Origin of the sequence: Brucella sp. NBRC 113783 (genome assembly GCF_040372265.1) — a bacterium.
Lineage (GTDB): Bacteria > Pseudomonadota > Alphaproteobacteria > Rhizobiales > Rhizobiaceae > Brucella > Brucella teleogrylli.
Genome location: NZ_BAABRX010000003.1, coordinates 274,263 through 299,350, shown reverse-complemented (window position 1 = coordinate 299,350; position 25,088 = coordinate 274,263). Strand labels below are relative to the sequence as shown.

The following is a 25,088-nucleotide window of genomic DNA, read 5'->3' as shown; positions in this document are numbered from 1 at the left end:
GCCTTTATTGCGTCTTATAAAGAAACCGCGGGTGATGGACCCGCGGTTTTTCCTTTTGATCGTTCAAGCCGCTTCTTTGCGGCTGTACTTACCGATGAGCGCTTCGAGAAGGACTTCTTCCTCTCTGGTCAGATCGCAAAGCGGAGAACGAACCTTCCCGGCTTTGAAGCCCTGAAGACGCACGCCTGCCTTGATGGCAGCCACCGCATACCCCTTCTGCCGGTTACGGATTGCCATGAACGGATAGAAGAACTCGTTGAGAATACGCTCGCATGTGGCGCGTTCCCCCGCCCTCAGCGCACGATAGAATTCCACCGCCAGACCAGGAACGAAATTGAATACGGCTGAAGAATAGGTCGTGAACCCGGCACCGAGATAGGCTTCGGCGAAGAGTTCCGCCGTCGGCATTCCGCCCAGATAGGTCAGGCGATCTCCCATCTTGGCCGTAATCTGGCGAACGAGCCCGATATCGCCCACACCATCCTTGAAACCGACAAGATTGGGGCACTCATCACACAAGCGAGCCAGCGTGTCGGCCTGAAGAACAGCATTATCACGATTATAGACCATGACGCCGATGCCAATCGACTGGCAGATACGCTTGACATGTTCGTAAAGACCCTGCTGAGGCGCATCGATCAGATAATGTGGCAGAAGCAATATGCCGTCCGCTCCAGCCTTTTCAGCCGACTTGGCAATTTCAATCGCCATTTCCGTCCCATAGCCGCAGCCCGAAACAATCGCTGTGCCACTGTTGCCAACGGCCTCCTTTGCCGCAGAAACGATGGTCGGAATTTCACTCGGGCGCAGAGAAAAGAACTCTCCGGTGCCGCCGGCGGCGAACAACACCGGTGCATCGAAGCCCGAAAGCCATTCTACATGGGCTTTATAGCTTTCCGGCGCAAACTGCCCCTCGGCATCGAAATGCGTTACCGGGAAGGAGAGCAAGCCTGCTCCAAGCTTTTCCTTGATCTGCTGCGGTTCCATATGTTGACCCCTTTTTTGATGTCTGCATATGACCTAGCGCATTCAGATATTATATGTCAACAACTTATATTATAAGTTAGAGCGAACTTGCCTGAGAATGCTGCGGTATCGCATCTGACTCCCCTTCAAGTGCCGCCGCATTGCCGACCGTGCAGCCTCTTCGTCACCATTGGAAATGGCCTCGATGATCTGGGAGTGCTCCTCATGAATACGCGCGATATAATCGGCAGAATTTGTATCTGACTGGGACTGTAAAGCCGCACGCGGAATAACACCGCTGCCGATCATCGTCAGGAACTCGCGAAAGCGAGGATTGTTGGCCGCATCAGCAATCGCCAGATGCAACGCGAAATCCGCCTCCGCTGTCGGTTGCCCAGCTTCCAGGCAGGTGACTACTTGCCGGTGGCAGTTGATGATAGCCTCTTCCTGTTGGGGAGAGCGACGCAGCGCTGCAAGTCCTGCAGCCTCTACTTCTACGCCTGTGCGCAGCTCGAGCAGCTCGATGACCGATGAAACCCGGTCATAATCTAGGTTGTGAAATGGCAGAGTTTCCGCTGATTGCGCCTCAAGCACAAAAACCCCGGCTCCCTGCCGGGCCTCGACGAGCCCGTCGGCTCGCAGGGCAGCCACCGCCTCGCGAATAACCGTGCGGCTGACCCCATAGGCTTCGGTCAGCTTCGCTTCGCTGGGCAGTTTCATTCCCGGTTTGAACTCACCGGACTGGATCAGTTTTTTCAGCTCGCCACTGACTTTGACAACAAGATTGCCCGCAGTGCGGGCGGAAATTTCATTGCTTCTTGTTGCCATCATCGCGGTCCTGCACATTGTTTTCCGTACTCCTGTGGTAGCAGGCCCGTGGAGTGCTCACAAGTCAGGTGATACGAGTTATCAGTGTTATCGTCTATTTCGTCAAAACTTGTATGATGAATTTGGGGCGCCTCATGAAAACGCCGATCTGCGTGAAACAGACCGGCGTTTTGGTTTCAAAAGGCAGCGTTGGCTCAAGGCCAAGCCGCACTAGATCATTTCTTGGATTTGAATTCCTTTTGATAGACTTCGTCAGCCATCGTCCGCAATGCGCGCCCGATGGCTGCATATTCATACTCGTTGAGATTGGCTAGAGATGCGCGGCCAGCCGGCTGCTGCGTACCAAAGCCTGTGCCCGGCAAGAGAACGATACCGGTTTCGTCGGCGATCCGGAACAAGAGCTCAGTCGGCGATATGTTCTTCTTGACCCATGCAGCAAACTCGTCGCCATAGAGTCGGCCCGCGATGTCTTCCAGATCGAGAAGTGTGTAATAATCCACTTCATTGACGTCGCTCTGCGGTTCCAGTCCAAGCTCGCGATACAATGCAGCCTCGCGATTGCGGATCAGTTTCTTCAACTCTGCCTTGTAGGCATCCTTTTCATCCATCAGACCGAATAGGGAAAACAGAACCATCTGGACCTGCTGCGGTGTAGAAAGACCCGCAGTGTGGTTGAGGGCGACTGTGCGGCTATCGGCGACAAGACGGTCGATGAATTTCAGTTTTGAAACATTGGGCACCAGCGATGAATAGCGCTGATCCAGTTCCTTCCTGGCCGATCCCGACAAATCCTTCAGCTTTGCGTCCAGCACGTTGTCCTTCTGCATCGCGATTGCGCCGAGGCGCCAGCCCGTTGCGCCGAAATATTTCGAGAACGAGTAAACCAGCATGGTGTTGTATGGGCATATTGCGAAGATCGATTTGAAATCATCGGCAAATGTGCCGTACACATCGTCGGTCAGGATAATGAGATCAGGACGCTTTTCCTTGACGATCTTGGCGATCTGCTCCAGCCCGCGCTGATCCATTTTAACCGAAGGTGGATTGCTGGGGTTAATCAGGAAGAAGACCTTGACCGATTTGTCGAGCAGCTTGTTCAGCTCGGCTTCGGGATATTGCCAACCCTGTTTCGGGTCCGCGTTGATGTGCACTTCTTTCAGCCGATAATTGTTGAGTTCTGGAATTTCGATATAAGGCGTGAAGGCGGGCATACCGATTGCAACCGTGTCGCCTTCGGCAAGAATTTTGTTCTGCTTCAATGTGTCGAAAATGTAGGTCATGGCGGCCGTTCCGCCCTCGACCGCAAACAGATCGAGTTTATCGGAGCTCATATAGCCGCCGATCATTTCGCGGACGAGATAATGCTTCACTATCTCTTCGCTGATTTTCAGCATACGCGGCGGCACCGGATAGTTACAGCCGAGAATGCCTTCCACCATTTCATGAAGATATTCGGATGGAGAAAGGCCCAGCTGGTCACGGACGTAGGAAAGCGACCGTCCCAGAAACTGGACGCCCGGCTGATCGCTATGGTCGGAAATAAAGCGCTGAAACCGCCCTTCGATACCCTCGATCTTGGGAAGTCCGCCGACGCCCGTCGAGAGATAGGAATAAGATAGCTCGGCTTCTGCGACAGCGAACAGGCCCAGACGCAGGAAAGCCCGGCGGGGCAAGGTGGCCAGAAAATTCGGATTGCCACGACCCGCATTCAGCATGGCATGGTTTGCTTTGCTGGAGGCAAGTTCGATCAGCGCGTCCTTTAGCTCAAACGGGCTCAGCTTCGCATATTTGCTATATTCATTCTTCGCCATGATCTATTCCTCAGGAAAACGCGACTACCAGTGGCCCGAGCAAGGTCAGGAACACGTTGGCAAGTGCATAGGTGATTGCGAATGGAGTGGTTGGTATCGAGTTGCCGGCCTTATCCAGAATTTCGCCAAAGGCAGGATTTGCGCTGCGCGAACCAGACAGCGCACCGGCGAAAACGGCTACGTTGTCATATTTGAGAACATAGCGCCCAAATAGCATGGTGATGATGAGCGGGAGAATGGTCACCACCACACCAATCAGGAAGATCGACAGACCGCTGCTGACGATCGTTTGAACCGCCTGTAACCCCGACTGGAGACCGACAACGGCGACGAAACCGGCAAGACCGAGATCGCGCAGAAGGGTCGAAGCCGCCGTTGGCATATTGCCGATTGCCATATTGCGGCTGCGGTACCAGCCAAACAACAGGCCCGACAACAGAGCGCCGCCGCCACTTCCCAGTGTCAGCGGGATCGACCCAAACCGAATGACGGCAAGGCCAATCAAAAGGCCAACAGCAATTCCAAGGCCGTGGAAGACAAAATCCGTCTTGTCGCTGACGACGATAACCGGCCCGATTGAGCTTGAAACACGCTGCAAGTCCTGGTCCGTTCCGTAAAGAGAAACGACATCGCCAGCCGCGATAACGGTATCGGGCTTGAGCGGCAGTGGTTTATCGGCCCGCTTGACACCAATCACATAAATACCGTGACGGAGGTCGGCACTTATATGTTGTTTGATATCGGTAACCGACTTTCCGACGAATTCGGGCGCTGTGATGGTCACATCGCGAATAGCGACGATGACATCCATACCATCGGATGATTGTAGTTCGGAACCAAGCTCATTGCCCAATGTGACAACGCCGGTGCGGCGTCCGACAATCAATATGATATCATTGGTTTCGAGCTTGAGATCCGGTGCAACACCGATGATCTTGTTTGCACGTTTGACGCGTTCAATCGTGATGGAATTGTCTATAGAGGTTTTGGCCTCGATTTCCGCGACGGTTTTTCCGGCAGCTTTGTCTACCTGATAGATACGCCCGACAAGGTCAGGCGCAGCTTCCTGCTCATTGGGGCCGAGCAGCCGAATACCGGCAAGAAGTTCCGCTTCCGCCTTGATGGCATCGTCGCGAATGCTACGTCCCATGAATTTCGGCAGCAGATTGACGCAAACCAGGATTGCACCGAACGAGCCGAAAATATAGGTGACCGCGTAGCCAACGGCGACATTGGCCTGTAATCGCTGAACTTCATCGGCGGCCAGACCCAATTTCGATATCGCCGAACTGGCGGTGCCAATGATGGCTGACTGTGTCAGGCCCCCTGCGGCAATGCCGGCTGCGAGGCCTTTGTCGAGGCCGAACATACGCGCCAGGACAACCACCGTCACCAATCCGCTGATGGCCAGCACCGCGGCCATCGCAATTTCTCGAAGAGATTGACGCCCAAGCGACCGGAAGAATTGCGGACCGCTTTCGAAACCGACGGCGTAAATGAAAAGGGCGAAGAGCACTGCCTTCACCCCATTGTCGATATGGACACCGACTTGACTGATCACGACCGCTACGAGCAGCGACCCAGCGACGCCACCCAGCTGAAACTTCCCAAAATGTATTTTTCCCAGCGCGTAACCGCCAGCCAGAGATAGAAATAGTGCTATCTCCGGTGCCTGCTCAAAAACGGACTGAAGCCACTGCATACTGCCCTCCAAGCCACAATCGGACAGAGAGGGAGGGTAGGGCCCAGTTGCGTTAAGGCAAGAAAAATTGCCAAGAAAAGTTAGGGTTTTATAAAATAAGTATTCGCTTTCGCACGGCCCGATACTTCTGTGAGGATAAGCAGCCGAGTGCTTCGCAAGCTAACTATCAGAATAAAGCACCCGGCTGATGAAAAGTAGCGTTTGATATGAGCGAACGGCCCTCACCGGTATTCGTTCAATAACGCATACTCAGATAGTGTTATTCATTAATCTCAGGCTGGACCAGCTTTGCGAGTTTGTGAAGAGAATCCTGCCAGCCGAGATAACAGGCTTCCGTAGGAATAATGTCTGGCACCCCCTCCTGTGTGATGCTGATTTCTGTTCCAACAGACACGGCTTTCAGCGCGACCGTAACCTTCATCTCACCCGGCAGGTTCGGATCGTCGAATTTGTCCGTGTAGACGAGGCGTTCGCCGGGAACCACTTCAAGATATGTGCCGCCAAACGAATGGCTATGGCCTGTCGTGAAATTGCGAAACGACATTTTATGGCTGCCGCCAGCTTTTGCATCCAGTTCATGGACTGTGCACAGATATCCATAAGGCGGCAACCAACTCGCTATGGCATCCGGCTCAACAAAGGCTCGGAAAACTTTTTCTGGCTTGGCTGCAATGACGCGATGCAGGCGAATTGTATTCGGCATGATTTCCTCCCGTTGCTTGTTTACTGCCGTTCGCGGATGACGACATTCCCGTTTTCATCATCGGCTACGGGAACCGCATCAAGTCCATCAAGCCCGGCAGACAGGCATTTTCCGCTCTCAACGTCGAACGTCGCATCGTGTGCTGTGCAGAGGAGACGCGCACCATCGGTTGAGAGTATTGCATCTGATCGGTAGTTTAATGGCAGATATTGATGCGGACAAGCATTGACAAATCCACGCAAGATTCCGTCCCGCCTGATGAGAAGAAGCGGAAATTCCTTCCCATCAGCGCGCAGAACCAGACATTTTGTGCAACCATCGGATATGTCCGACGATGCGCAAATGACGGTGCCATTCTCAGGTGCCCCGGCATAGGACCGCCAGGCATCGCTCATGCATTGCGCTCCGCCACACGCTTATCTTGATGCGGCTTCTGCACATTGCCGAGCACACCGCGCTGGATCTGATCTTCCTCGATGGACTCGAACAGGGCCTTGAAATTGCCTTCGCCAAAGCCGTCGTCGCCCTTGCGTTGAATGAATTCGAAAAAGATCGGCCCGATGACGGTTTTTGAGAAAATCTGCAGCAGTATGCGCGTCTCGCCACCGCCCAGAACGCCTTCGCCATCGATGAGAATGCCGCGCCGTTTCAGCTTGTCGAGCGGCTCGTTGTGGTCTTTGACGCGCGCCTTGGACTTCTCATAATAAACGTCCGGAGGACCGGGCATGAATTCCAGCCCCTGCGCTGCAATCGCATCCGTACCGCCATAAATATCATTGCTGGCGATTGCTATATGCTGAATGCCCTCGCCCTTATATTCGCGAAGATACTCCTCGATCTGGCTGTGATCATCCGCACTTTCATTGATTGGAATACGGATTTTCCCGTCGGGCGATGTCAATGCACGGCTGGTCAGCCCCGTCATTTTTCCGGCGATGTCGAAATAGCGTATCTCCCGGAAATTGAAGGTGTCGTGGTAGAATTTGTACCACGTATTCATATTCCCGCGCACCACATTATGCGTGAGATGATCGAGGTAATAGAAGCCGAAACCTCCCGGTTTCGGATCGGCCTCTCCGAGCCATTCGAACTCCGCCGAATAGCATGAACCGTCATCGCCATAGGTGTCCACGAAGTAGAGCAGTGAGCCGCCAATACCGATAACGCCCGGAACATCCAGCGACTTGCCGTCGCCACGATATTCTTCCGCGCCCAGTTCCACTGCGCGGCGCAACGCATGGCCTGCGTCCACCACGCGCCACGCCATTGCTGGCGCGCAAGGGCCATGGTCTGCAACGAAGGATGCGGCGTGGCTGTTGGGCTCACGGTTTAGAAGATAGTTGATGTCGCCCTGACGATAGAGAAAGATATCCTTCTTGCGATGCCTGGCAACAGGACGAAAGCCCATCTGGCGGAACAATATATCGAGCTTTTCTGGTTCGGGATGCGCGAATTCCACGAATTCAAAACCGTCCGTTCCCGCGGGATTTGCTTCGTTGATTTCGGCTTTGGGTGCGTCGTGCGGATATGGGCCCATTTTGAATCCTCCTGATAATTGAGAAGATTCTATGAGCTGACCCGCGCGAAGTGCTTGCAATATGTGGCAATCTTAGCGAAGATTTGCACAAATTATGAGCCGGAAGGACGTTTCATGCACGAAATTATGCTCGATTCCTTCGATCGTGCAATCTTGCAAACATTGCAGCGCGATGCGTCCTTGACCAATGCGGAGCTTTCTGAACTGGTCAATCTGTCACAATCCCAATGCTCGCGTCGCCGCACGCGGCTGGAGCAGGAAGGCATCATTCAGGGCTATTCTGCGAGGCTTGATGCGGCACAGCTGGGCTACGGATTGCGCGCCATCACACGCGTCAATCTATCAACCCATAACGAACGCACCGATGAATCCTTCGTCAGCTTTCTGACCCGACATGAAGAAGTGCGCGAAGCCTATTCGGTTTCCGGCGATGCGGATTATGTGCTGATTATTGTCGCCAAGGACCTTTCCGCCTTTGCCGATTTCATTCATCTCGTGCTGCTACCCCATCCGCAGGTCGCCCGCGTGCAATCCGAAATCGCGTTGCGCACGATGAAATCCGAGACCGGCCTGCCCATCGGCTAGGCAAACCAGAGGCTAAGTTTCGCTCTCTATTCGTGACAGCAGATCAAGCAGCAAGGGGCGCAACCGGCGGATTTCCTCGCGGTGGGTCAAGCTCAGTTCAGCCAGTATTCTGTCCGCTTCTTCGGTCAGGCCAAGCACGGTTTGTCGTTTGTCGCCTGTTCCCGGTAAACGTTTAAGCAGCCCCAATGCTTCAAGGCGCGCAACCAATCCACTGGCGCTATGCGGCTTCAAAACCAGCCGTTCCGCGACATAGCCGACCGTGGCTCGGCCATCCTCTGCTGCGCGAATTGCTAGCAGGGCCTGATGCTGCTGTGGTGTCAGATTATACTCGGCGGCCTTGGTTTCGCTGAACGCCAGAAAATTTCGCAATGAATAGCGAAAATCCGCCAGAACCGCATAATCGTTTTCAGTCATTCTTCGGGAAACCATTTTTACCTTCTTGAAATATGTCGTAGTACGATATAATTCGCTTCCGGTCCTATCAAATCCGGAGCAATTATGTCCTCGCCGTCAGCCATACCAAATCTTCCAAGATTGCGCGACCATACGACCGACCGCCGTATGTTGATGCTTGCTCTTGCGGCAATCGTGGTTGGCACTGGCGGCGCTTTCGGGGCATGGCTGCTGCTGAAACTCATCGCGCTTTCGACCAATCTCTTCTGGTTTGGCAGGTTTTCTTTCGCGAATTCCGAAATCATCGACCATCAACTAGGAATGCTGGCGCTTGTCATACCCGTCATCGGTAGCCTTATCATCGGATTGATGGCGCGCTACGGGTCTAAAAAAATCCGGGGACATGGCATACCCGAGGCCATCGAAGCGATCCTGTTTGGCGAAAGCCGTCTTTCGCTTAAAGTTGCGGTGCTGAAGCCGTTGTCTTCTGCAATCTCAATCGGCAGCGGCGGTCCGTTCGGCGCCGAGGGACCAATCATCATGACGGGCGGGGCCATCGGCTCCTTATTTGCACAGCTTTTTGAACTGAGCGCCGCAGAGCGCAAGACCCTGCTGGTCTCAGGCGCCACCGCCGGCATGACCGCGATATTCGGCACACCAATGGCGGCTATCCTGCTTGCGTTGGAAGTATTGCTCTTCGAATGGAAGCCGCGCAGTTTCATCCCCGTTGTGGTCGCTGTGCTGGTTTCCTCGGCATGGCGGCCTTTTCTCATCAGTGCAGGCCCGCTTTTTCCGTTCATGGGCGCCGATGTCGGCGGCGGAATGCCACTGCTCTTCGCGCTGTTGCTCGGTGCTGTCGTCGGCATACAGAGCGTGCTGCTCTCCACTGGCCTTTATCGCATTGAAGACATGTTTCATCGGTTGCCAGTTCATTGGATGTGGTGGCCAGCGCTTGGAGCTGTCGCGGTTGGTATCGGAGGGCTGATCGATCCGCATGTTCTCGGTGCAGGCTATGCCAGCATCCAACAATTGCTGGACGGTTCCATGACCATGAAGGCAATCGCATTGCTGTTGGTGGTCAAGGCGGCAGTTTGGCTGATTGCGCTCGGCTCCGGCACGTCAGGCGGCGTCCTCGCCCCGCTTCTTCTGCTTGGCGGTGCACTGGGTGGACTGACTGGGCAGTTCCTGCCCGGCGGTGCAGGCTTCTGGGCCATGATCGGCATGGCAGGGATTTTGAGCGGTGCAATGCGCGCGCCACTGACGAGCGCCATCTTCGCGGTCGAACTGACCGGTCATTTCGCCGCCCTGCCCGAGACCATTGCCGCGTCGGCCTCAGCCTATGCCGTCAGTGTCCTCATTCTCAACCGTTCCATTCTGACAGAGAAAATTGCGCGTCGCGGACGCCATATCTTGCAGGAATATTCAGTTGACCCGTTTGCATTTCTACAGGCTGCGCACGTCATGACGCCTGCGCCGGAATGTCTGTCGGGCAAACAGTCGATTGACGAGACGATTGCATTTTTCACGAAAGACGCACGCCACAGAGCCTATCCTGTTCTGAGCGACGACGGGCGCTTGCTCGGTCTTGTTTCCAGATCGGAAGTTCTGCAATGGCAGGTGTCGGGCGCTCCGGTGGCCGCATCGCTTGCCGAAACCCTCTCCGACGCCTCGCAACCCACAGCCTTCACCTCGACGCCGCTTGGCGAGGTCGCCGATCTGATGGTTATGAGCGGCATTCCGCGCATTCCCATTCTCGACCCGCAGTCACACAAAGTCGTCGGTCTGGTCTCGCGGCAGGATCTGCCCAAAGCACGCATTCAGCATAGCAATATCGAGATGGTTCGAACGCGCTGAGTATCGATAACCCGGTGGACTATCTGTAAATTTCTGGCTTGTAGCGACTGCCCAAGCGATAGCGATCACCCGCATAGATCAGCTTGTTGACGGTCGCGACAGTCTCTCTGGTCCATGTGCGACGGTCGAGGTGGAGGCAGGCCGCGTTGACCTCGATTTGCAACAGGTCGGCAATCTGCGCATTCGCAGTCACCGCTGAGATCACCTGTTCGACTTCCGTCATCGGTGTGCTTTTCTGCAGATAATCATAGGTCGTCATGGTGCGGAAATCCTGCAGTTCATAATCCTGCACCAGTTGCGTGTTGACGAAGCGTTCTTCCAGTTGCACGGGCACATCGTTTTCGAAATGTACGATGATTGAATGCGCGACAGCTATCGGGCTTTGCAGTTCGAACGCGTTCAGCAGCGCCGCATCCGGCTGCACAATATCGAGCGCCACCACCTGCGCGCGATGCGTCGCGCCCCGCGCCGCAATCTCGTTGGCAATGTTCACCACTTCGATCAACGTCGTTTCGGGCTTAGGCGGTGAAACGAATGTACCAACACCTTGAATACGCTTCAAAATGCCTTGATCGGTCAGCTCGCGCAGCGCCCTGTTGACGGTCATGCGGGAGATGCCAAGCGCCTCTACAAGCTCATGCTCGGATGGCAGGCGAAAATTGCCAGGCCAGCGTCCTGACCGAATATTTTCGAGAACCTGGGCCTTCACCTTCTCGTAAAGGGGCCCTGCCGTTTCGGGCAATTCCATCGCCGAACGATGATCCGCATCCGATTTACCGGCAGAGCTCATGACGCGACTATGCTCCTATCCGTATGATCGTTTTCAGCCCTTCGGCCTGGCCCGCCAGCAAGCGGTCATAAGCCTCCGGCACTTCATCAAGTGAAATCTCGCGATCGATCAGTTTCACCAACGATGCCTCCAGTTCTGGCAGCAAAGCCGCTATTTCCTGAAGTTCGTCCTGATAGGCATGACAACCGATCAGACTGATTTCCCTCTCAACCAGAATATTGGGATCAAGCTCGATCTTGCCGTGCGAAATCCCGACGAGCGCCAGAGAACCACCACCGGACAGGACATCGATGATCGCGTTCAAAACGGCGATATTGCCCGTCGCATCAATGGCATAACGCAAGGTTTTACCTGAAAGCGCACGCTCCAGAGCAGGCTTGTCGAGTTCCACCTTGATTGCGCCGGTTACTCTCGAAACCAGTTCAGCGCGCTGTTCATTGCGGTCGCAGACGAGTACCGGCCCGTCATGTAGGCGGGAAAGCAACAAAGCCACAAGCCCGCCAATCGGCCCACACCCCACAACCAGAACCGCCTCGCCGGACGGCACACGCTGCTTGCGAATGGCATGCAACGCAACCGAAAGCGGCTCGCCCATCGCGGCGACAACCGGGTTGATATCGGCAGCATAATGGACAAGCAACCGGGCAGGCAGCGCCGTCTCCTCGGCGAAGCCACCATCGCAGACTTCACCGATAAAACCGAGAGTGGAACAGACATTGTGTCGACCGCTCGCACAAGCCGGGCATTCGCCGCACCAATATCTGGAATCGGCAATGACCGTATCGCCCGGCTTGAACCCGCTCACACCTGTGCCAATCTCGGTCACGACGCCAGCGAATTCATGCCCCGCAACCGAGGGCGAACGGCTGATCCACTGGCCGGTCGAGAAATTGTGCAGGTCAGAACCGCAAATCCCCGCAGCGGAAACCTTCAGCCGGACCCAGCCCGGCGCAAGCGCCGTTGGCGGGTCGATATTTTCGACCCGCAGATCCTTGGCCGCATATAGCCGGACCGCTTTCATTGCGCGCACTTTCTTAAAGATAGTCTTTGCGGATTTCCGAAACGGCATTTTCGTGAGACGAGAAGCCTTCATAACGGGCGAGCGTGCGGGCGTGCTTGGCGAATTCAGGATAAGCGGAAGCCGTCACATAGCCGATGGAACAACGCTTGACGAAATCAGTCACAGAAAGCGGACCATAGGTGCGCGCCCAGCGGCTGGTTGGCAGCACGGCATTCGGTCCGAGCCCGAAATTGCCGATGACCACCGGCGTATGCGGCCCCATGAGGATTTCCGCAGCCTCGGTAATGTGGCCAAGATGCGCAAAAGGGTCGGTCGAGAGAAGCTCCAGATGTTCCGGCGCATAATCATTGATGAAGCGATAGCTTTCCTCGACCGACGAGGTCAGGACGATACCACCATATTTGCCGGTCAGAACGGTCTTGGAAAAACCAACCCGCTGCTCCGTCATGCGCGCCCAATGATCCGGCAGAGCGGCAAGTGCTTCTTCCACCACCCGGCGGCTATGCGTGACAAGCCAAGCGGAGGAATCCGGACCGTGTTCGGCTTCGATCAAAAGGTCGAGCGCGGCCAGACCGCCCTTGACGGTATCGTCTGCGAAAATCACTGCTTCGGAAGGACCTGCGGGGAGACCCGGATCGATGACACCACCAAGGAGGCGCTTTGCGGCGACAACCCATGGACTGCCCGGACCAACGATTTTGAGCGCGGGCTTCACGGTCTCCGTTCCATAAGCAACCGCTGCAACGGCCTGCGCGCCGCCAACCTTATAGACGGTTTCGACACCGGCCAGACGTGCAGCGACGAGCGTGGCGGCATCCACCGAGCCATCCGGGGTCGGCGGGGTAACGATGGCCAGTTCCGGCACACCGGCAACCACAGCAGGCACGGCGGTCATCATGGTGACAGACGGAAATGCGCCCTTCCCGCGCGGGATGTAGAGCGCTACCGAACGGATGGGCGTAAAGCGGTCGCCAGCATAGGCGCCGGGACGCATTTCCTTCAGCCACATCGCTTCCGGCTTCTGCTCTTCATGGAAGTGACGTATATTGTCGATGCCGAATTGAATGGCTTCGATCACGTCTTTTTCGACCTTGTCGAAAGCCGCGTCAAATTCCGCCTCGGTTGCCTTGATATTGGCTGGATCAACTTCGGCCTTGTCCAGATCACGTGCAAACCGTACCAATGCGGCGTCGCCTTCCGTGCGAACGGCTTCGATGATCGGTTTCACTTTCTCGATAAAGCCTGAGAGATCGGTTTCCGAACGCTTCAAAAGCTCCGCGCGCTTGGCGTCGTCCAGCTTTGCCAGTTCGTGAAAGGTTACATCGGACATAGTCGGCTCCTTGCTCGCTGCGTTGGGGACGCAGCTGATCATTTCGATTTCAGGAAAATGTCGAGCCCGACCAGACGGTCGAGCAGGAAGATAGCAAACGCGGCGCAGGCGATGAAAACCACAGAAATCGCTGCGAGGTCAGGCGTGATGATGGATCGGATCGAATTGTAAATCTGCACTGGCAGGGTGACGATACGGGCGTCAACCAGAAGCAGGCTCACCAGAAATTCGTTGAGCGCCAGAATGAACATCAGCAGCGATCCGCTGATTACACCCGGCACCACGACGGGCAGCGTCACAAAGAAAAATGTCGATATCGGCCCTGCGCCGCAATTTGCGGCGGCCAGTTCAAGGTCAGCATCGAGATTGGCCGCACTTGCCGTCACAGCCCAGATCATGAAAGGCAGATTGATGACGCAGGCTGCAATCCCGACTGGCCAAAGTTGACCCAGAATACCGGCATGCCCGAAGACCAGCATCAGGCCGATACCAGAACCGATCAGTGGGATCGTGAACGGCAACAGCAGATAGATCTGGATCGTCTTTTCAAAGCGCACCGCATATTTCGCCAGCGCGATACCGGCCAGCGTTCCGACAGGAATAGCGACGATGGTACAGATGAAGGACACGTAGAGGGAACGCAGGAATGCATCCCACAAATCGCTTGTCCCGACGATCTTCTGATACCATTTCAAGGAAAACCCTTCGGGCGGGAAGGTGATCATATTGCCCGACGTGAAGGACGCTCCAAGAACCACGATGGTTGGTGCAGAAAGAAGCACCAGCACGGCAATTACAAAGGTCCAGATAACGACAGACTTGGACAATGGAGCGGTCATTTGCGCGCCCTCCCCATGGCGAGCGTTCCCGCACCGAACAGGGTAAAGACGATCCCGACAAGAATGGAACCGACACCGACCAGAAGCAGCGCCAAAGTCGCGCCCAGCCCCTGATCGGATGTGCGGAAGAACTGGTCATAAATGGCGTTGGCGATAAAGTCCTGAGAGCCGCCACCAAGGATTGCCGGAATGGCAAAATCGGTCAGCGAAAGCGTCATCACCACCAGCCCCGCGCCAATCAGGCCGGGACGCGCCATGGGCAGCACAACATGCGCAAATGTCCGCATCCAGTTCGCACCAAGCGAACTTGCCGCCGCTTCCATTTCTTCTGGTATGGCCGTCAGCGCCGGCGCCAGCATCAGGACCGCGAATGGCAGCATATATTGCACAAGTCCGAACAGAACTGCCGGATAGTTATAAAGCAGGCGCAAGGGTGGGATACCGACGAGACCGAGCGCCTCATTCACCATGCCCTGATTGCCCAGAATGATGAGCCAGCCATAAGCGCGCACCACCTGCCCGATGAAGAATGGCAGAAAAAGTGCGATCAGCAGGAATTTACGCAAGGCTGCCGAAGGCGTTCTGACCATCAGATAGGCATAGGGAAACGCCAGAATGAGCGTGAAAAGCGTAACGACGAGCGATCCGAAAAGGCTGCGCCAGGCGACTGTCGCAAAGAGGGATTCCGTCAGGGCGCGCTTGTAGTTGGCGAGCGTGTAATAGTCCGACATCAGGAAGGTTGACGTGTCGAGCGTACGCAGGCTGGTGTCTGCTATCTGGATCAGGCCGAGCACCAGCAAGCCCACCAACACGATGGCCGGAAACAGCATCAGATAGGGCACAGCACGGTTAAACCGCGCGGGCCATAGAAAGGCTGCGATTGCTTCCAGCGCATCCATGATACGCCAAACCACCGGATAGGCAGAGCGTGCCGCTCGCATGTTACAATTCCTGAATATTTGCCTTGAGAATATCGGGCATAGGGATCGCCCTCATCGGGCGATCCTTGTTGTCTATCGAGCTGGATCAGCCCTGCATGATCGCTTTGAACTTGGAGAACCACTCGCTCTCGTTCTCAACCTGTACCTTGGCCGAGATGCGGATGAGATGCTTGAAATCCTCGTCCTTGGTCGGATAGGCCGGATCATTCACCAGATCGGCGGGCGGCGTCAGACCCGGCACCACGCCCGGCAGGCCGAGGCCGTCGAGCCAGACCTGCTGCGCATCCTTGGTGAGAGCGAAGTTGATATATTCCTTGGCCCAATAAAGTTCGTTTTCCGGCAGACCCTTTGGAATCCACAAACCATCGGTGTCGAACTTCGCGCCTTCTTCAGGCACGGTCCAGTCGATCTTGACGCCGTTCTTCTGGGCTTCGCGCGCATTGGTCGAAATGGTGCAGGCGAGATCGATTTCACCCTTCTGGAACCAGGTGGTGAAATCCGGGTCTTCACCGAGCAGCGGCTGCTGCTGCTTCACCTTGGCGATGAAATCCCAGGCTGCCTGCATATTGCCCGGAATGTCTTCCAGTTTGCCGCCCCCGGCAACCTGTGCCGGGAAGTGGAAACCAATGCCGTCATTGTAAAGCGCGATGCGTCCCTTGAACTTCGGATCAAGCAGAGCATGCCACGACTTCGGCGGGCCATCCGGGAATGCTTCCGGGCGATAAGCCAGCACATAGACATAGCCATAGGTATTGACGATCGGATAACCGTCGAGGCCGACCGGCTTGGCAAGATCGGTAGTGTTTTTCAGATTGGACAGGTCCGACAGATCTTCCGTCACGCCACGCAATGCCGATTTGGTTGCATTGGTCGTCGTATCCCAGTTGACATGGATCGGCGGAATACGCTTCTGCGCTACCGCTGCCCAAAGCTTCGGCTGAATTTCATTGTCTTCCGTCAGATCGTGGCGGATTGAAATGCCGGTCTTAGCCGTAAATGGATCGGAAACGCCCGCCTTCAGCGCATCAACCCAGCTGCCACCCCAGGCGCGCACGATGAGTTCTTTCGGCTTTGCAGGCTCTTCCGCGAAAGCGCGGGAAAGGCCAAGCGAGGTGGTTCCGGCAGCAGCGGCCATCGCGCCTGCGCTTTGCAGAAAGCGGCGGCGGTCGAGTATCAAAAAGGGCTTCTTCACAGCGCTCATAATGTTCTCTCCTCTAGGGTTTTGTCTGTAATCTGGTGTTCAGTTTATGCTGCAAAAACGATGAGATCGCGTGCATTCCAGCCGAGCGTGACGGTCGCGCCTTCTTCAAACTGGCTGTGTCCGACCGGATCGTGATCGAACACGCGCATCAAGGCATCGCCCAGCGCCGGTACGCGCAATTCATACACAATGCGCTCACCTTCAAAGATTGCGTCGGTGACAACACCTTCAAGCGTGGTATCCAGCCCGGCAGCACCTTCAGCATTTGAACCGATACGGATTTGTTCGGCGCGAATGGCACAAGAAACACCATCGCCTGCGGCAACTGGCTTTTGACCGTCACCCAACATACCAACAAGCTTCGGCCCCGCATCCACCTGCACGATACTGCCGTCCACGGACGCAGCTTTCCCGGTGATGAAATTGGTAACCCCGATGAAATTCGCGACAAAAGCGTTGGACGGGTTGCGATAGGTTTCCGACGGCCTTGCCATCTGTTGTATTTTACCGCCATCCATAACGATGATTTCATCCGACACGACCAGTGCTTCACGCTGGTCATGGGTGACGTTGATTGTGGTGACGCCCAGTTCGCGCTGGATGCGGCGAAATTCAAGCTGCATTTCTTCACGAAGCTTGCGGTCGAGGGCCGCCAGCGGTTCATCAAGCAGCAGAAGATCAGGCTCGAACACCAAGGCTCTGGCAATGGCGACGCGCTGTTGCTGGCCGCCGGAGAGCTCATGAACGCGTCTGTTGCCGAACCCGCCCAAACGAACCAGATCGAGATAGCGCTCGACCCTTTCCGGGATAGTCCGGGCATCGAAACGGCGCATCTTGAGCGGAAAAGCCACATTCTCCGCCGCCGTCATATGCGGAAACAGGGCAAGTTTCTGGAACACCATGCCGATCGAACGCTTATGCGACGGAACTGCACTGACCGCCTGGCCATTGATGAAAATTTCGCCGACACTTGGGCGTTGAAAACCTGCGATCAGCCGCAGGAGGGTTGTTTTGCCCGAACCAGATGGCCCGAGAATGGTCAGGAAACGTCCCTGATCAAGATCGAATGAAGCCGACCGAACGGCATGAATGCCGTTATAGATCATGCTGACATTCTTGGCCGAGACGGCAGCCGGTCCGATCTTGGCATTGGGGCCAGTTCCGTTTCCGGTGGATTTCATTGATGTTTCCCGTTTCATTCAGAAGCGTTTGAAAACGCCGGTCGTAAGTGTCTCAAGTCAGTTTCGGGGAGCCGAAACGCTAGATCGATGCCAGATAGCCACCGTCGATGGGGATAACCTGACCCGTTATGTAAGCCGATGCGGTGCTCGCCAGAAAAACCACCGCGCCCGCAACATCATCCATGCGGCCGAACCGACCCTGCGGAATTTTATCCAGCATGGATTTTTGCCATTCGTCATTTTCATAAAAAACGTCCGTCATCGACGTGCGGAAATAGCCGGGCGCGATACCATTGACGCGAATGCCGTGCGGTGCCCATTCCGTTGCAAGCGCGTGCGTCATCCCCATGAGGCCAGACTTCGACGAGCCGTAAGGTGCCGCTGTCGGTACGCCAACATAGGAGGTGAGCGAACAAAGATTGATGATTGCGCCGCCGCTTTTGGTATCAGTCATGTGACGCGCCGCGGCCTGAGCGCAAAAGAAAGCGCCCTTCAGATTGGTCGAGACAATGCGGTCCCACAGCTCTTCATCGACATCGAGCGAAGGTCGTATTTCTTCATAACCGGCATTGTTAACGAGAATATCGAGACCGCCCAGTTTTGCAGCAGCTTCTGCAGTCACGTTTGCGCAGGCCTCAACATCCTGCACATCAAGGGAAAGCGGCACGCAGGCGCGCCCAAGAGCGGCGATGAGAGAGGCCGTTTCGGTCAGATCGTCGGACTTGCGCGCTGTTATGGCGACGTCGGCCCCTGCCGATGCCAGAGCCTCGGCAATAGCCTGTCCCAGCCCCCGGCTCGCGCCAGTGACCAGCGCCTTACGCCCGCTAAGGTCGAAAAGCGATAAAACCTGCATCATGTTCCCCTATGGACCCTGCCTGAACAAAACATCGCCAGAACTTCTAACCATTCTGCGGGTAATGTTTAGCAATTTTTTATGGTCTCCCCGACATAAAGGCATCTTTTTCGGAACTTGTCTATACATATATATACAAAATAGGAGTTTAGTCTTAGAACGTTCTTTAGCAAGGCGCGCCGCATCCAAGAGCGCGCCATGAGAGGAGAACGAGAAATGACCGATGATCAAACAGTGCTCAACAGTCTGATTCGTCCAGAGATACGCGCCCTTAGCCCTTATAATGCCGGGCTGACCATTGCCGAAGTCGAACATCGCTATCATCCGGCACAAATCGCAAAGCTCGGTTCGAACGAGAACCCTTTGGGTCCTTCCCCGAAAATAGAAGAACTCTTCGTCTCCGTGCACGACCTGCTGAGGCTTTATCCTGACCCGTCCGGTCACGCTCTGGCGCTCGAAATAGCGCAGGAATTTCAGTTGCCGGAGGATCAGGTTATCTTGGGCAACGGATCGGAAGACCTGATCGGGGTCATCTGCCGATCTGTGCTTCGCCCCGGTGATCGCGTCGTCACGCTTTACCCATCCTTCCCTTTGCATGAAGACTATTCGACGCTCATGGGAGCTGTGGTCGAGCGGGTAGAGGTAAAACAATCACTGGAGGTCGATGTCGATGCTCTGGTGGCCGCCGTTGCAAAAGGCCCGCGGCTTGTCATGTTCGCAAATCCGCTCAATCCGGTCGGAAGCTGGCTCGATCCGAAAGCGCTACAGCGGGTTATAAATGCTACATCTCCAAACACTTTGCTCGTGCTTGACGAAGCCTATGCCGAATATGCGGCGGGGGATGATTATCCATCAGCCATAGACCTGTTACGCGGCACCGATCTCAACTGGATCGTGCTTCGAACATTCTCCAAAGCCTATGGGCTGGCAGGCGCGCGTCTTGGCTTCGGCCTCACAAGCGACGGCACCTTGCGCGCTTATCTTGACCGCGCACGCACGCCCTTCAACGCCAATGCGATTGCACAGGCGGCTGGATTGATCGCCCGGCGTGACAGCGAACATCTTGCGGCAGGTGTAGCTCTTGCTTTGCGTGAGCGGGCCCGTGTGGCTGATTTCCTCGGCACGCGGCAAATCCGGTTCGCTCCGTCAAAAGGCAATTTCCTGTTCATAGACGTCAAGACAGATTCCGTTGCTTTTGCCGAGAAGCTCTTACGCGACGGCGTCATCGTCAAACCATGGAAACAACAGGGATACACGAATTTTATTCGCGTCAGCATCGGCAGCCCGGACGAGAACGACCACTTCATGCGTTCGTTTGCGCAAATATTCGATGGACAATGAACCGATATTTCTACTGAAAGCAAAACAGGCGACCTGATTACGGTCGCCTGTTTTTTAAGTGTTATGCCTTGCCGAGACGCCTGCGCAATTCCGCATTTTCCGCTCGAAGTTTTGCTGCCAATTCCTTGCGCAGCTTGAGGTTTTCCGCTTCCAACGCCAGCAGCGCTTTCAAATCGTCACCTGCAGAAGGAGTGGCAGCGGCTGGGGCTGCGGACTTACCAGCAGCGTTCTTCCAGTTGTAATAGGTTTGCTCGCTGACGCCCTCGTGCTGCAATACAGCTTTCAGCGTAGCTTTGCCGTTTTCCGTGGCCTTCGCAACTGCTGCAAGAATGGCAGCCCGTTCCGCTGGTGTGTATCTCTTACGAACAGCCAGACCGGTAACAGCAGTCTCCTTTGCAACTGGTTTCACGACAGCTGCTTTTGGTTCAGCCTTCTTGCGCGGCGCACGGGTGGTCGGCTTGGCGCGCGCCGGTCTTGCTTTCTTCACGAAATATGGTTCGAGATTGGCGCGAACGCGGTCCAGCACCGTCTCGCCTGTCAGATCGGGCACAAAAGTCTTGCCGGTGATCTGTTCGTAGGCCTGAATATAGACCTTCGAGGTCTGCTCGATGAGTTCAAGCGGAATTTCCGGGATCGGGTCGTTATAAGGATCGCAACGCTCGGTGACCCATGCGCGCACGAAATCCTTGTCAAAGCTCGCCGGGCGGGTTCCCGCAGCAAAACTCTCTTCATAGCTGTCGGCGATCCAATAGCGGCTTGAATCCGGCGTATGAATTTCATCCGCGAGAATGATGTGGCCGCTTGCGTCTGTTCCAAACTCATATTTGGTGTCGACAAGGATCAATCCATGTTCCGCCGCGCGCGCCTGCCCGCGCTCGAAAAGCGCCAGCGCGTAACGGGATACGGTTTCCCATTGTTCTGCGGTCAGCAAACCTTGTTCAAGAATTTCGTCCCCCGAAAGCGGTTCATCATGTCCGCCGTCGAAAGCCTTGCTTGTCGGCGTGATGATCGGATGCGGCAGCTTTTCATTGTCCTTCAAACCATCTGGCAGTGTGACGCCATACATTTGGCGTTCGCCTTTGCGGTACTTCGTCAGGATCGACGTGCTGGTCGTACCCGCCAGATAGCCGCGCACAACGACTTCAACGGGCAGAATGTCCAACCGTCTGCCAATGACGACATTCGGGTCTGGATAAGCCAGAACATGGTTCGGGCAAATATCAGCCGTTTCCTCGAACCAATAGGACGCGGTCTGCGTCAAAACCTGACCTTTGAACGGGATCGATGTCAGGATGACGTCGAAGGCACTCAGCCGGTCGGTGGAGATGATGATACGGCTGCCGTCCGGCAGATCATAATTCTCACGAACCTTGCCGTTGTAGCGGTTCGGCAGTTCAGGGATATCGGCGCTGGGGAGAATGCGCAAAGTGCTCATTGGCAGAGGCTTCCGCTGTTGGTTCCGTCTGCCCTTTCGCTTAAACGTGCAGGTGGTTGCCCGTCAAGGATGAAGTCACCCCTATATATCCAACTCAGCACTTTGCGCTTGGATGCGCTTGATCGCCCTGAATGCGCTCGCCCCAGTCCCGCATGCTGATCAAGATGGGCGCAAGAGAATGACCAAGGCCCGTCAGCTCATATTCCACCTTCGGCGGCACTTCCGGAAAGACAGTGCGGTTTATGATCCCGTCAGCCTCCAACTCCCGGAGCTGCAAAGTCAACATCCTTGGTGTCGCTGCTGGAACGAGCCTGCAAAGTGCGTTGAAGCGCAGCTTTCCTTTCAGCAAATGAAAAAGGATTACCGGTTTCCAAACACCCCCGATGACCGAAAGCGTTGCTTCCACCGCGCAGCCTGTTTTGCTGACATTTCGACGCTTGCCGCGCGTCCTGACACTATCATCCATGATACTACATGCCAAATTTGTACGTACTTTTTCAAAGCTCAATATAGGCCTATTTGTTCAGGCATTAAAGGAGACAATGCCGTGCAAAGTTACATTCTGACCGGAAATGAAAATCTACGCCTGAGGCTGGTTGAGAAACAGGACCGCAAGCCGGGGCGCGGAGAGATTGCAGTCGATTTGCGTGCTGCGTCACTGAACTATCGCGATCTTATCGTCGCAAAGCGCACCAAGGACAGCATTCCCTTGTCCGATGGAGCGGGCGTCGTGTCGGCCGTCGGAGAAGGCGTGACAGATTACGCCCTCGGTGATCGTGTGGTCATCGGTTTTATGCCTGAATGGGTTGAAGGCCCCTTCTCCGAGGCGAAGAAGGCTGCAAGCCTTGGCGGCAATACCGTCGATGGTGTGTTGAGTGAGCGTATCGTCGTACCGGCAACCGGGGTCGTACGGATACCGGACCCCGTGACATTTGAAGAAGCCTCAACGCTTCCCTGCGCAGGCGTTACGGCATGGTCCGCGCTTTTTGAAAGACGACCTTTAGAGCCAGGCGAAACCGTCCTGCTCCTCGGTACGGGCGGCGTGGCGATCTTCGCCTTGCAGCTTGCAAAAATGGCGGGCGCTCGGGTCATCATTACATCGAGTTCCGACGAAAAGCTGGAACGTGCCAGAAAGCTCGGTGCTGACCACGTCATCAACTATCAGGCACATCCCGATTGGGAAAATGAAGTCCTGCGGCTAACGGGGAATGTGGGCGTTGATCTGGCTGTCGATTCAGCAGGTCCGGCCACGCTGAACAAGACCCTCAAGGCAACACGCTTTGATGGACGCATATCGCTTATGGGCGTCTTGACCGGGTTTAACGGTTCCATCGAAACTGCTGCAATCCTTGAAAAGAGGATCACCTTGCAGGGCATTTATGTCGGCCCGGTTTCCACGCTTGCATCCCTTGTTCGTACTGGCATCAAACCGCAGATCGACAAGGTCTATCCATTCGGCGAGGCCGAGGATGCTTATAACGCGCTTCAAAGCGCCGGACATTTCGGAAAACTGGTCGTCAAGATCGGGCAGTAAAGCCGCAGCCATTTAAGCCGGAATGGCCAGTTGGCAATATTCACCATCGCCCCTATGCGGGATGTGCCGCATAGGGTGATGACTATTATCGACTATTTCGCCGCCGCCTTAGCTCCAGCCAGCATATCCGAGAGATTGGCAACGATCCCCGCCGCCTCAATCTGCAGAACGTCCTTGGCGCTCTTGCGGGTTTTCTCAATGGCGATATCTGCGCTCAGGCTTCGCTCGTTGGACTGAAGACCGTCATCCGGACTGTTGTTGAAGCCATCATCGGATTTTTTGCGGGCTTTCAGACGGTTTTCTTCCGCCGTCATTTCGTTGCGGCGTTCCGTTTCATTGAGAGAAAGCTCCGCCTTTTCGCGCTGTGCTTTCAACACCGCAATGTCATCCACAAACTGCTGGAACTCAGGATTATCCTTTACCCGGGCGTCGTGAAGGTTTTGCAGCTGGGGCAAGAGTGGCTTGATATCGCCGGAACGCTTATATTTTGCCGGTTTGACTTCGCTCCAAGGCAACGCGTTGTCGAAGCTCGACTCGCCAACAGTCTTCAGATCAAAGAGCCCAGGCAGGCTGATATCCGGCGTTACGCCACGCAGCTGCGTCGTACCTCCGTTAACGCGGAAGAACTGGGCGATGGTCAGCTTAAGCTCACCGAGTTTTGGCTCTGGATTGTGCGCCACCTCGTCAAGATTGACCACGGTCTGCACCGTGCCCTTGCCGAAACTCGGTTCTCCGATAATCACGCCCCGACCATAATCCTGTATCGCCGCCGCAAAAATCTCGGACGCCGACGCCGACCCACGATTGATCAGCACGCCGAGCGGCCCCTGCCAGGCAGGCGTCGACCGATCATCACTTTCAACCTTGACCTTGCCATTGGCATTACGCTGCTGGACGACCGGACCTTTTCCAACGAAAAGACCGGTCAGATCAATTGCTTCCGACAACGAGCCGCCGCCATTGTTACGGAGATCGAACAGGATGCCATCGACATTGTCCTGTTTCAGTTCGGTAATGAGCTTGGCGACATCGCGGCTGGCGCTGCGATAATCCTTGTCGCCTTTTCTGCGCGCTTCGATATCTTCGTAGAAGGCAGGCAAGGTGATAACGCCGATCTTGCGCGTGGCATTGCCATCCTTGACCTCAAGCACCGATTTCTGCGCAGCCTGTTTTTCCAGGCTGATCTTGTCGCGAACCAGACTGATGATCTGGTGCTTCGCGTCCGGTCCTGCATTGGCGGGCAGAATATCCAGGCGCACCACCGAGCCTTTGGCGCCACGGATCAGCTGTACAACTTCATCAAGACGCTGGCCAACCACTTCCTTCATCGGTCCGGTCTCGTCTTGACCGACACCCGTAATGCGATCACCGACTGCGATTTTACCCGACACCTGAGCCGGGCCACCGGCCACAAGCTCGCGGATCGTGATGTAGTCGTCCCGTTCCTGCAAAACCGCGCCGATACCGACGAGAGAAAGCTTCATCGATATATCGAACTCAGCAGAAGCACTGGCGCCGAAATAATCCGTATGGGGGTCAACCGAGGTTGTATAGGCGGCCATGAACATCTGGAAAACATCGTCGCTCTTGTATTTGTAAATACGTTCAAGCGAATTCTGATAGCGCTTTTCCAGCGTTTCGCGGATCGAGGCATCATCCTTGCCAGCCAGCTTCAGGCGCAGCCAGTCATTCTTGACGCGTTTTCGCCAAAGGTCCTTGCTTTCCTCATCCGTTGCAGGCCAAGGTGCCTTGTCCCGCATCAGCGGATAGCTTTCCTGCTCATTGAAATCGAACTTCGTGTTCAACAGGCTGCGCGCATAGGCCATGCGGTCGGTAATGCGCTTTTCATAAACATTGAAGATGGAAAACGGGATGCTCAGATTTTCCTGTTTGATTGCGTCGTCAATCTTGGTTTTGTCCGCCATAAACCCGTCAATGTCGGATTTAAGGAAGATCAGCCGGTCCGGGTCCAACGATTTGATAAACCGGTCCATAATTTTGGCCGACAGAGCATCGTTGAGTGGCACTGGCTTATAATGAAAACGCGACAAAAATTCAGAGGTCAGGCGCGCGGCCTGAACCTGCTGCGGCAGCGGCTTGAGGTCCGGCGGTGTGCCAGCCTCGAAAGCAAGTGCAGGTGAAACGGTTGCCAGAAGGAGGCAAAGAGAAGCAAATTTTAGGCGTTTCAAGTGTTGCCCCGTTGTTCAGCGCGAGATGTACGTACCGATCTATGTGGAGCAATT

23 protein-coding genes and 1 pseudogene are annotated in these 25,088 nt (G+C 55.3%); 4 read left to right on the top strand and 20 right to left on the bottom strand.

Annotation, left to right across the window (positions count from 1 at the left end; all coding sequences use genetic code 11):
- Window positions 1-63: 63 nt before the first annotated feature.
- The 7 genes from kdgD to hppD all read right to left on the bottom strand — a co-directional run bounded on the left by kdgD (window position 64) and on the right by hppD (window position 7,547).
- On the bottom strand, window positions 64-987 hold the full coding sequence (gene kdgD / locus ABWW11_RS11885) for a 5-dehydro-4-deoxyglucarate dehydratase (RefSeq protein ID WP_109366047.1): 924 nt from the start codon (window positions 985-987) through the stop codon (window positions 64-66).
- Window positions 988-1,056: 69 nt separating this feature from the next.
- Window positions 1,057-1,797: a FadR/GntR family transcriptional regulator gene (locus ABWW11_RS11880; RefSeq protein WP_371831079.1), complete on the bottom strand. Its 741-nt coding sequence runs from the start codon at window positions 1,795-1,797 to the stop codon at window positions 1,057-1,059.
- Window positions 1,798-2,009: 212 nt separating this feature from the next.
- Window positions 2,010-3,605, bottom strand: a complete 1,596-nt coding sequence (locus ABWW11_RS11875) for a bifunctional aspartate transaminase/aspartate 4-decarboxylase (RefSeq protein ID WP_109366048.1) — start codon at window positions 3,603-3,605, stop codon at window positions 2,010-2,012.
- Between the two features lie 10 nt (window positions 3,606-3,615).
- A complete protein-coding gene (aspT, locus tag ABWW11_RS11870; protein ID WP_109366049.1) occupies window positions 3,616-5,307 on the bottom strand; it encodes an aspartate-alanine antiporter in 1,692 nt (563 codons plus the stop codon).
- Between the two features lie 259 nt (window positions 5,308-5,566).
- Window positions 5,567-6,010 carry an SRPBCC family protein gene (locus ABWW11_RS11865; RefSeq protein ID WP_319080244.1) on the bottom strand — a complete coding sequence of 148 codons (444 nt, stop codon included), beginning with the start codon at window positions 6,008-6,010 and terminating at the stop codon, window positions 5,567-5,569.
- Between the two features lie 20 nt (window positions 6,011-6,030).
- Window positions 6,031-6,405: a Rieske (2Fe-2S) protein gene (locus tag ABWW11_RS11860; RefSeq protein WP_109366051.1), complete on the bottom strand. Its 375-nt coding sequence runs from the start codon at window positions 6,403-6,405 to the stop codon at window positions 6,031-6,033.
- On the bottom strand, window positions 6,402-7,547 hold the full coding sequence (hppD, locus tag ABWW11_RS11855; protein ID WP_109366052.1) for a 4-hydroxyphenylpyruvate dioxygenase: 1,146 nt from the start codon (window positions 7,545-7,547) through the stop codon (window positions 6,402-6,404). The genes ABWW11_RS11860 and hppD overlap by 4 nt, the downstream gene beginning before the upstream one ends.
- Before the next feature lie 114 nt (window positions 7,548-7,661).
- Between hppD and ABWW11_RS11850 the strand changes: the two genes are divergently transcribed.
- On the top strand, window positions 7,662-8,132 hold the full coding sequence (locus ABWW11_RS11850) for an Lrp/AsnC family transcriptional regulator (RefSeq protein WP_109366053.1): 471 nt from the start codon (window positions 7,662-7,664) through the stop codon (window positions 8,130-8,132).
- A gap of 12 nt (window positions 8,133-8,144) precedes the next feature.
- Here the strand turns inward: ABWW11_RS11850 and ABWW11_RS11845 are convergent, their stop codons facing one another.
- Window positions 8,145-8,546, bottom strand: coding sequence for a MarR family winged helix-turn-helix transcriptional regulator (locus tag ABWW11_RS11845; RefSeq protein ID WP_109366054.1), 402 nt, complete (start codon window positions 8,544-8,546; stop codon window positions 8,145-8,147).
- A gap of 84 nt (window positions 8,547-8,630) precedes the next feature.
- Between ABWW11_RS11845 and ABWW11_RS11840 the strand changes: the two genes are divergently transcribed.
- A complete protein-coding gene (locus ABWW11_RS11840) occupies window positions 8,631-10,379 on the top strand; it encodes a chloride channel protein (RefSeq protein WP_319080245.1) in 1,749 nt (582 codons plus the stop codon).
- 19 nt (window positions 10,380-10,398) lie between these two features.
- On the opposite strand, the gene hutC is transcribed toward ABWW11_RS11840, so the two are convergent.
- The 8 genes from hutC to ABWW11_RS11800 all read right to left on the bottom strand — a co-directional run bounded on the left by hutC (window position 10,399) and on the right by ABWW11_RS11800 (window position 18,535).
- Window positions 10,399-11,169 carry a histidine utilization transcriptional repressor HutC gene (gene hutC / locus ABWW11_RS11835; RefSeq protein ID WP_109366055.1) on the bottom strand — a complete coding sequence of 257 codons (771 nt, stop codon included), beginning with the start codon at window positions 11,167-11,169 and terminating at the stop codon, window positions 10,399-10,401.
- A gap of 7 nt (window positions 11,170-11,176) precedes the next feature.
- Window positions 11,177-12,190: a zinc-dependent alcohol dehydrogenase gene (locus tag ABWW11_RS11830; RefSeq protein WP_109366056.1), complete on the bottom strand. Its 1,014-nt coding sequence runs from the start codon at window positions 12,188-12,190 to the stop codon at window positions 11,177-11,179.
- A gap of 13 nt (window positions 12,191-12,203) precedes the next feature.
- Entirely contained in the window at window positions 12,204-13,520 is a 1,317-nt protein-coding gene (gene hisD / locus ABWW11_RS11825; protein WP_319080246.1) for a histidinol dehydrogenase, read from the bottom strand.
- A 38-nt stretch (window positions 13,521-13,558) separates the two neighbouring features.
- Window positions 13,559-14,359, bottom strand: a complete 801-nt coding sequence (locus ABWW11_RS11820; RefSeq protein WP_109366057.1) for an ABC transporter permease — start codon at window positions 14,357-14,359, stop codon at window positions 13,559-13,561.
- Window positions 14,356-15,300, bottom strand: coding sequence for an ABC transporter permease (locus tag ABWW11_RS11815; protein WP_109366058.1), 945 nt, complete (start codon window positions 15,298-15,300; stop codon window positions 14,356-14,358). Before ABWW11_RS11815 ends, ABWW11_RS11820 begins: the two co-directional genes overlap by 4 nt.
- An 85-nt stretch (window positions 15,301-15,385) precedes the next feature.
- On the bottom strand, window positions 15,386-16,501 hold the full coding sequence (locus ABWW11_RS11810; RefSeq protein WP_109366059.1) for an ABC transporter substrate-binding protein: 1,116 nt from the start codon (window positions 16,499-16,501) through the stop codon (window positions 15,386-15,388).
- Window positions 16,502-16,545: 44 nt separating this feature from the next.
- Window positions 16,546-17,682 (bottom strand): ABC transporter ATP-binding protein, encoded by a 1,137-nt coding sequence (locus ABWW11_RS11805; protein ID WP_109366060.1) that lies wholly within the window; start codon window positions 17,680-17,682, stop codon window positions 16,546-16,548.
- 79 nt (window positions 17,683-17,761) lie between these two features.
- On the bottom strand, window positions 17,762-18,535 hold the full coding sequence (locus tag ABWW11_RS11800; RefSeq protein ID WP_109366061.1) for an SDR family NAD(P)-dependent oxidoreductase: 774 nt from the start codon (window positions 18,533-18,535) through the stop codon (window positions 17,762-17,764).
- Between the two features lie 216 nt (window positions 18,536-18,751).
- Between ABWW11_RS11800 and ABWW11_RS11795 the strand changes: the two genes are divergently transcribed.
- The gene (locus tag ABWW11_RS11795) at window positions 18,752-19,876 is read left to right on the top strand and encodes a histidinol-phosphate transaminase (RefSeq protein WP_109366062.1); all 1,125 of its coding nucleotides are present in this window, start codon (window positions 18,752-18,754) and stop codon (window positions 19,874-19,876) included.
- Between the two features lie 61 nt (window positions 19,877-19,937).
- On the opposite strand, the gene ABWW11_RS11790 is transcribed toward ABWW11_RS11795, so the two are convergent.
- The 3 genes and pseudogenes from ABWW11_RS11790 to ABWW11_RS11780 form a co-directional block, all read right to left on the bottom strand.
- Window positions 19,938-20,285, bottom strand: coding sequence for a transposase (locus ABWW11_RS11790; RefSeq protein ID WP_353410582.1), 348 nt, complete (start codon window positions 20,283-20,285; stop codon window positions 19,938-19,940).
- 78 nt (window positions 20,286-20,363) lie between these two features.
- Window positions 20,364-21,302: pseudogene (locus ABWW11_RS11785) on the bottom strand (phosphoribosylaminoimidazolesuccinocarboxamide synthase); the annotation flags it as partial.
- Window positions 21,303-21,405: 103 nt separating this feature from the next.
- Complete coding sequence (locus ABWW11_RS11780) at window positions 21,406-21,819, bottom strand: winged helix-turn-helix transcriptional regulator (protein WP_371830916.1); 414 nt, start codon at window positions 21,817-21,819, stop codon at window positions 21,406-21,408.
- A 39-nt stretch (window positions 21,820-21,858) separates the two neighbouring features.
- On the opposite strand from ABWW11_RS11780, the gene ABWW11_RS11775 reads away from it, so the two are divergent.
- Entirely contained in the window at window positions 21,859-22,845 is a 987-nt protein-coding gene (locus ABWW11_RS11775) for a zinc-dependent alcohol dehydrogenase family protein (RefSeq protein WP_109366065.1), read from the top strand.
- 92 nt (window positions 22,846-22,937) lie between these two features.
- Here the strand turns inward: ABWW11_RS11775 and ABWW11_RS11770 are convergent, their stop codons facing one another.
- The gene (locus ABWW11_RS11770; protein WP_109366066.1) at window positions 22,938-25,034 is read right to left on the bottom strand and encodes a carboxy terminal-processing peptidase; all 2,097 of its coding nucleotides are present in this window, start codon (window positions 25,032-25,034) and stop codon (window positions 22,938-22,940) included.
- Window positions 25,035-25,088 lie beyond the last annotated feature (54 nt).

Excerpts from the sequence above, each read along its gene's own strand:
- kdgD (WP_109366047.1), bottom strand. The coding sequence starts at position 987 with ATGGAACCGCAGCAGATCAAGGAAAAGCTTGGAGCAGGCTTGCTCTCC.
- ABWW11_RS11880 (WP_371831079.1), bottom strand. The coding sequence starts at position 1,797 with ATGATGGCAACAAGAAGCAATGAAATTTCCGCCCGCACTGCGGGCAAT.
- ABWW11_RS11875 (WP_109366048.1), bottom strand. The coding sequence starts at position 3,605 with ATGGCGAAGAATGAATATAGCAAATATGCGAAGCTGAGCCCGTTTGAG.
- aspT (WP_109366049.1), bottom strand. The coding sequence starts at position 5,307 with ATGCAGTGGCTTCAGTCCGTTTTTGAGCAGGCACCGGAGATAGCACTA.
- ABWW11_RS11865 (WP_319080244.1), bottom strand. The coding sequence starts at position 6,010 with ATGCCGAATACAATTCGCCTGCATCGCGTCATTGCAGCCAAGCCAGAA.
- ABWW11_RS11860 (WP_109366051.1), bottom strand. The coding sequence starts at position 6,405 with ATGAGCGATGCCTGGCGGTCCTATGCCGGGGCACCTGAGAATGGCACC.
- hppD (WP_109366052.1), bottom strand. The coding sequence starts at position 7,547 with ATGGGCCCATATCCGCACGACGCACCCAAAGCCGAAATCAACGAAGCA.
- ABWW11_RS11850 (WP_109366053.1), top strand. The coding sequence starts at position 7,662 with ATGCACGAAATTATGCTCGATTCCTTCGATCGTGCAATCTTGCAAACA.
- ABWW11_RS11845 (WP_109366054.1), bottom strand. The coding sequence starts at position 8,546 with ATGACTGAAAACGATTATGCGGTTCTGGCGGATTTTCGCTATTCATTG.
- ABWW11_RS11840 (WP_319080245.1), top strand. The coding sequence starts at position 8,631 with ATGTCCTCGCCGTCAGCCATACCAAATCTTCCAAGATTGCGCGACCAT.
- hutC (WP_109366055.1), bottom strand. The coding sequence starts at position 11,169 with ATGAGCTCTGCCGGTAAATCGGATGCGGATCATCGTTCGGCGATGGAA.
- ABWW11_RS11830 (WP_109366056.1), bottom strand. The coding sequence starts at position 12,190 with ATGAAAGCGGTCCGGCTATATGCGGCCAAGGATCTGCGGGTCGAAAAT.
- hisD (WP_319080246.1), bottom strand. The coding sequence starts at position 13,520 with ATGTCCGATGTAACCTTTCACGAACTGGCAAAGCTGGACGACGCCAAG.
- ABWW11_RS11820 (WP_109366057.1), bottom strand. The coding sequence starts at position 14,359 with ATGACCGCTCCATTGTCCAAGTCTGTCGTTATCTGGACCTTTGTAATT.
- ABWW11_RS11815 (WP_109366058.1), bottom strand. The coding sequence starts at position 15,300 with ATGCGAGCGGCACGCTCTGCCTATCCGGTGGTTTGGCGTATCATGGAT.
- ABWW11_RS11810 (WP_109366059.1), bottom strand. The coding sequence starts at position 16,501 with ATGAGCGCTGTGAAGAAGCCCTTTTTGATACTCGACCGCCGCCGCTTT.
- ABWW11_RS11805 (WP_109366060.1), bottom strand. The coding sequence starts at position 17,682 with ATGAAATCCACCGGAAACGGAACTGGCCCCAATGCCAAGATCGGACCG.
- ABWW11_RS11800 (WP_109366061.1), bottom strand. The coding sequence starts at position 18,535 with ATGCAGGTTTTATCGCTTTTCGACCTTAGCGGGCGTAAGGCGCTGGTC.
- ABWW11_RS11795 (WP_109366062.1), top strand. The coding sequence starts at position 18,752 with ATGACCGATGATCAAACAGTGCTCAACAGTCTGATTCGTCCAGAGATA.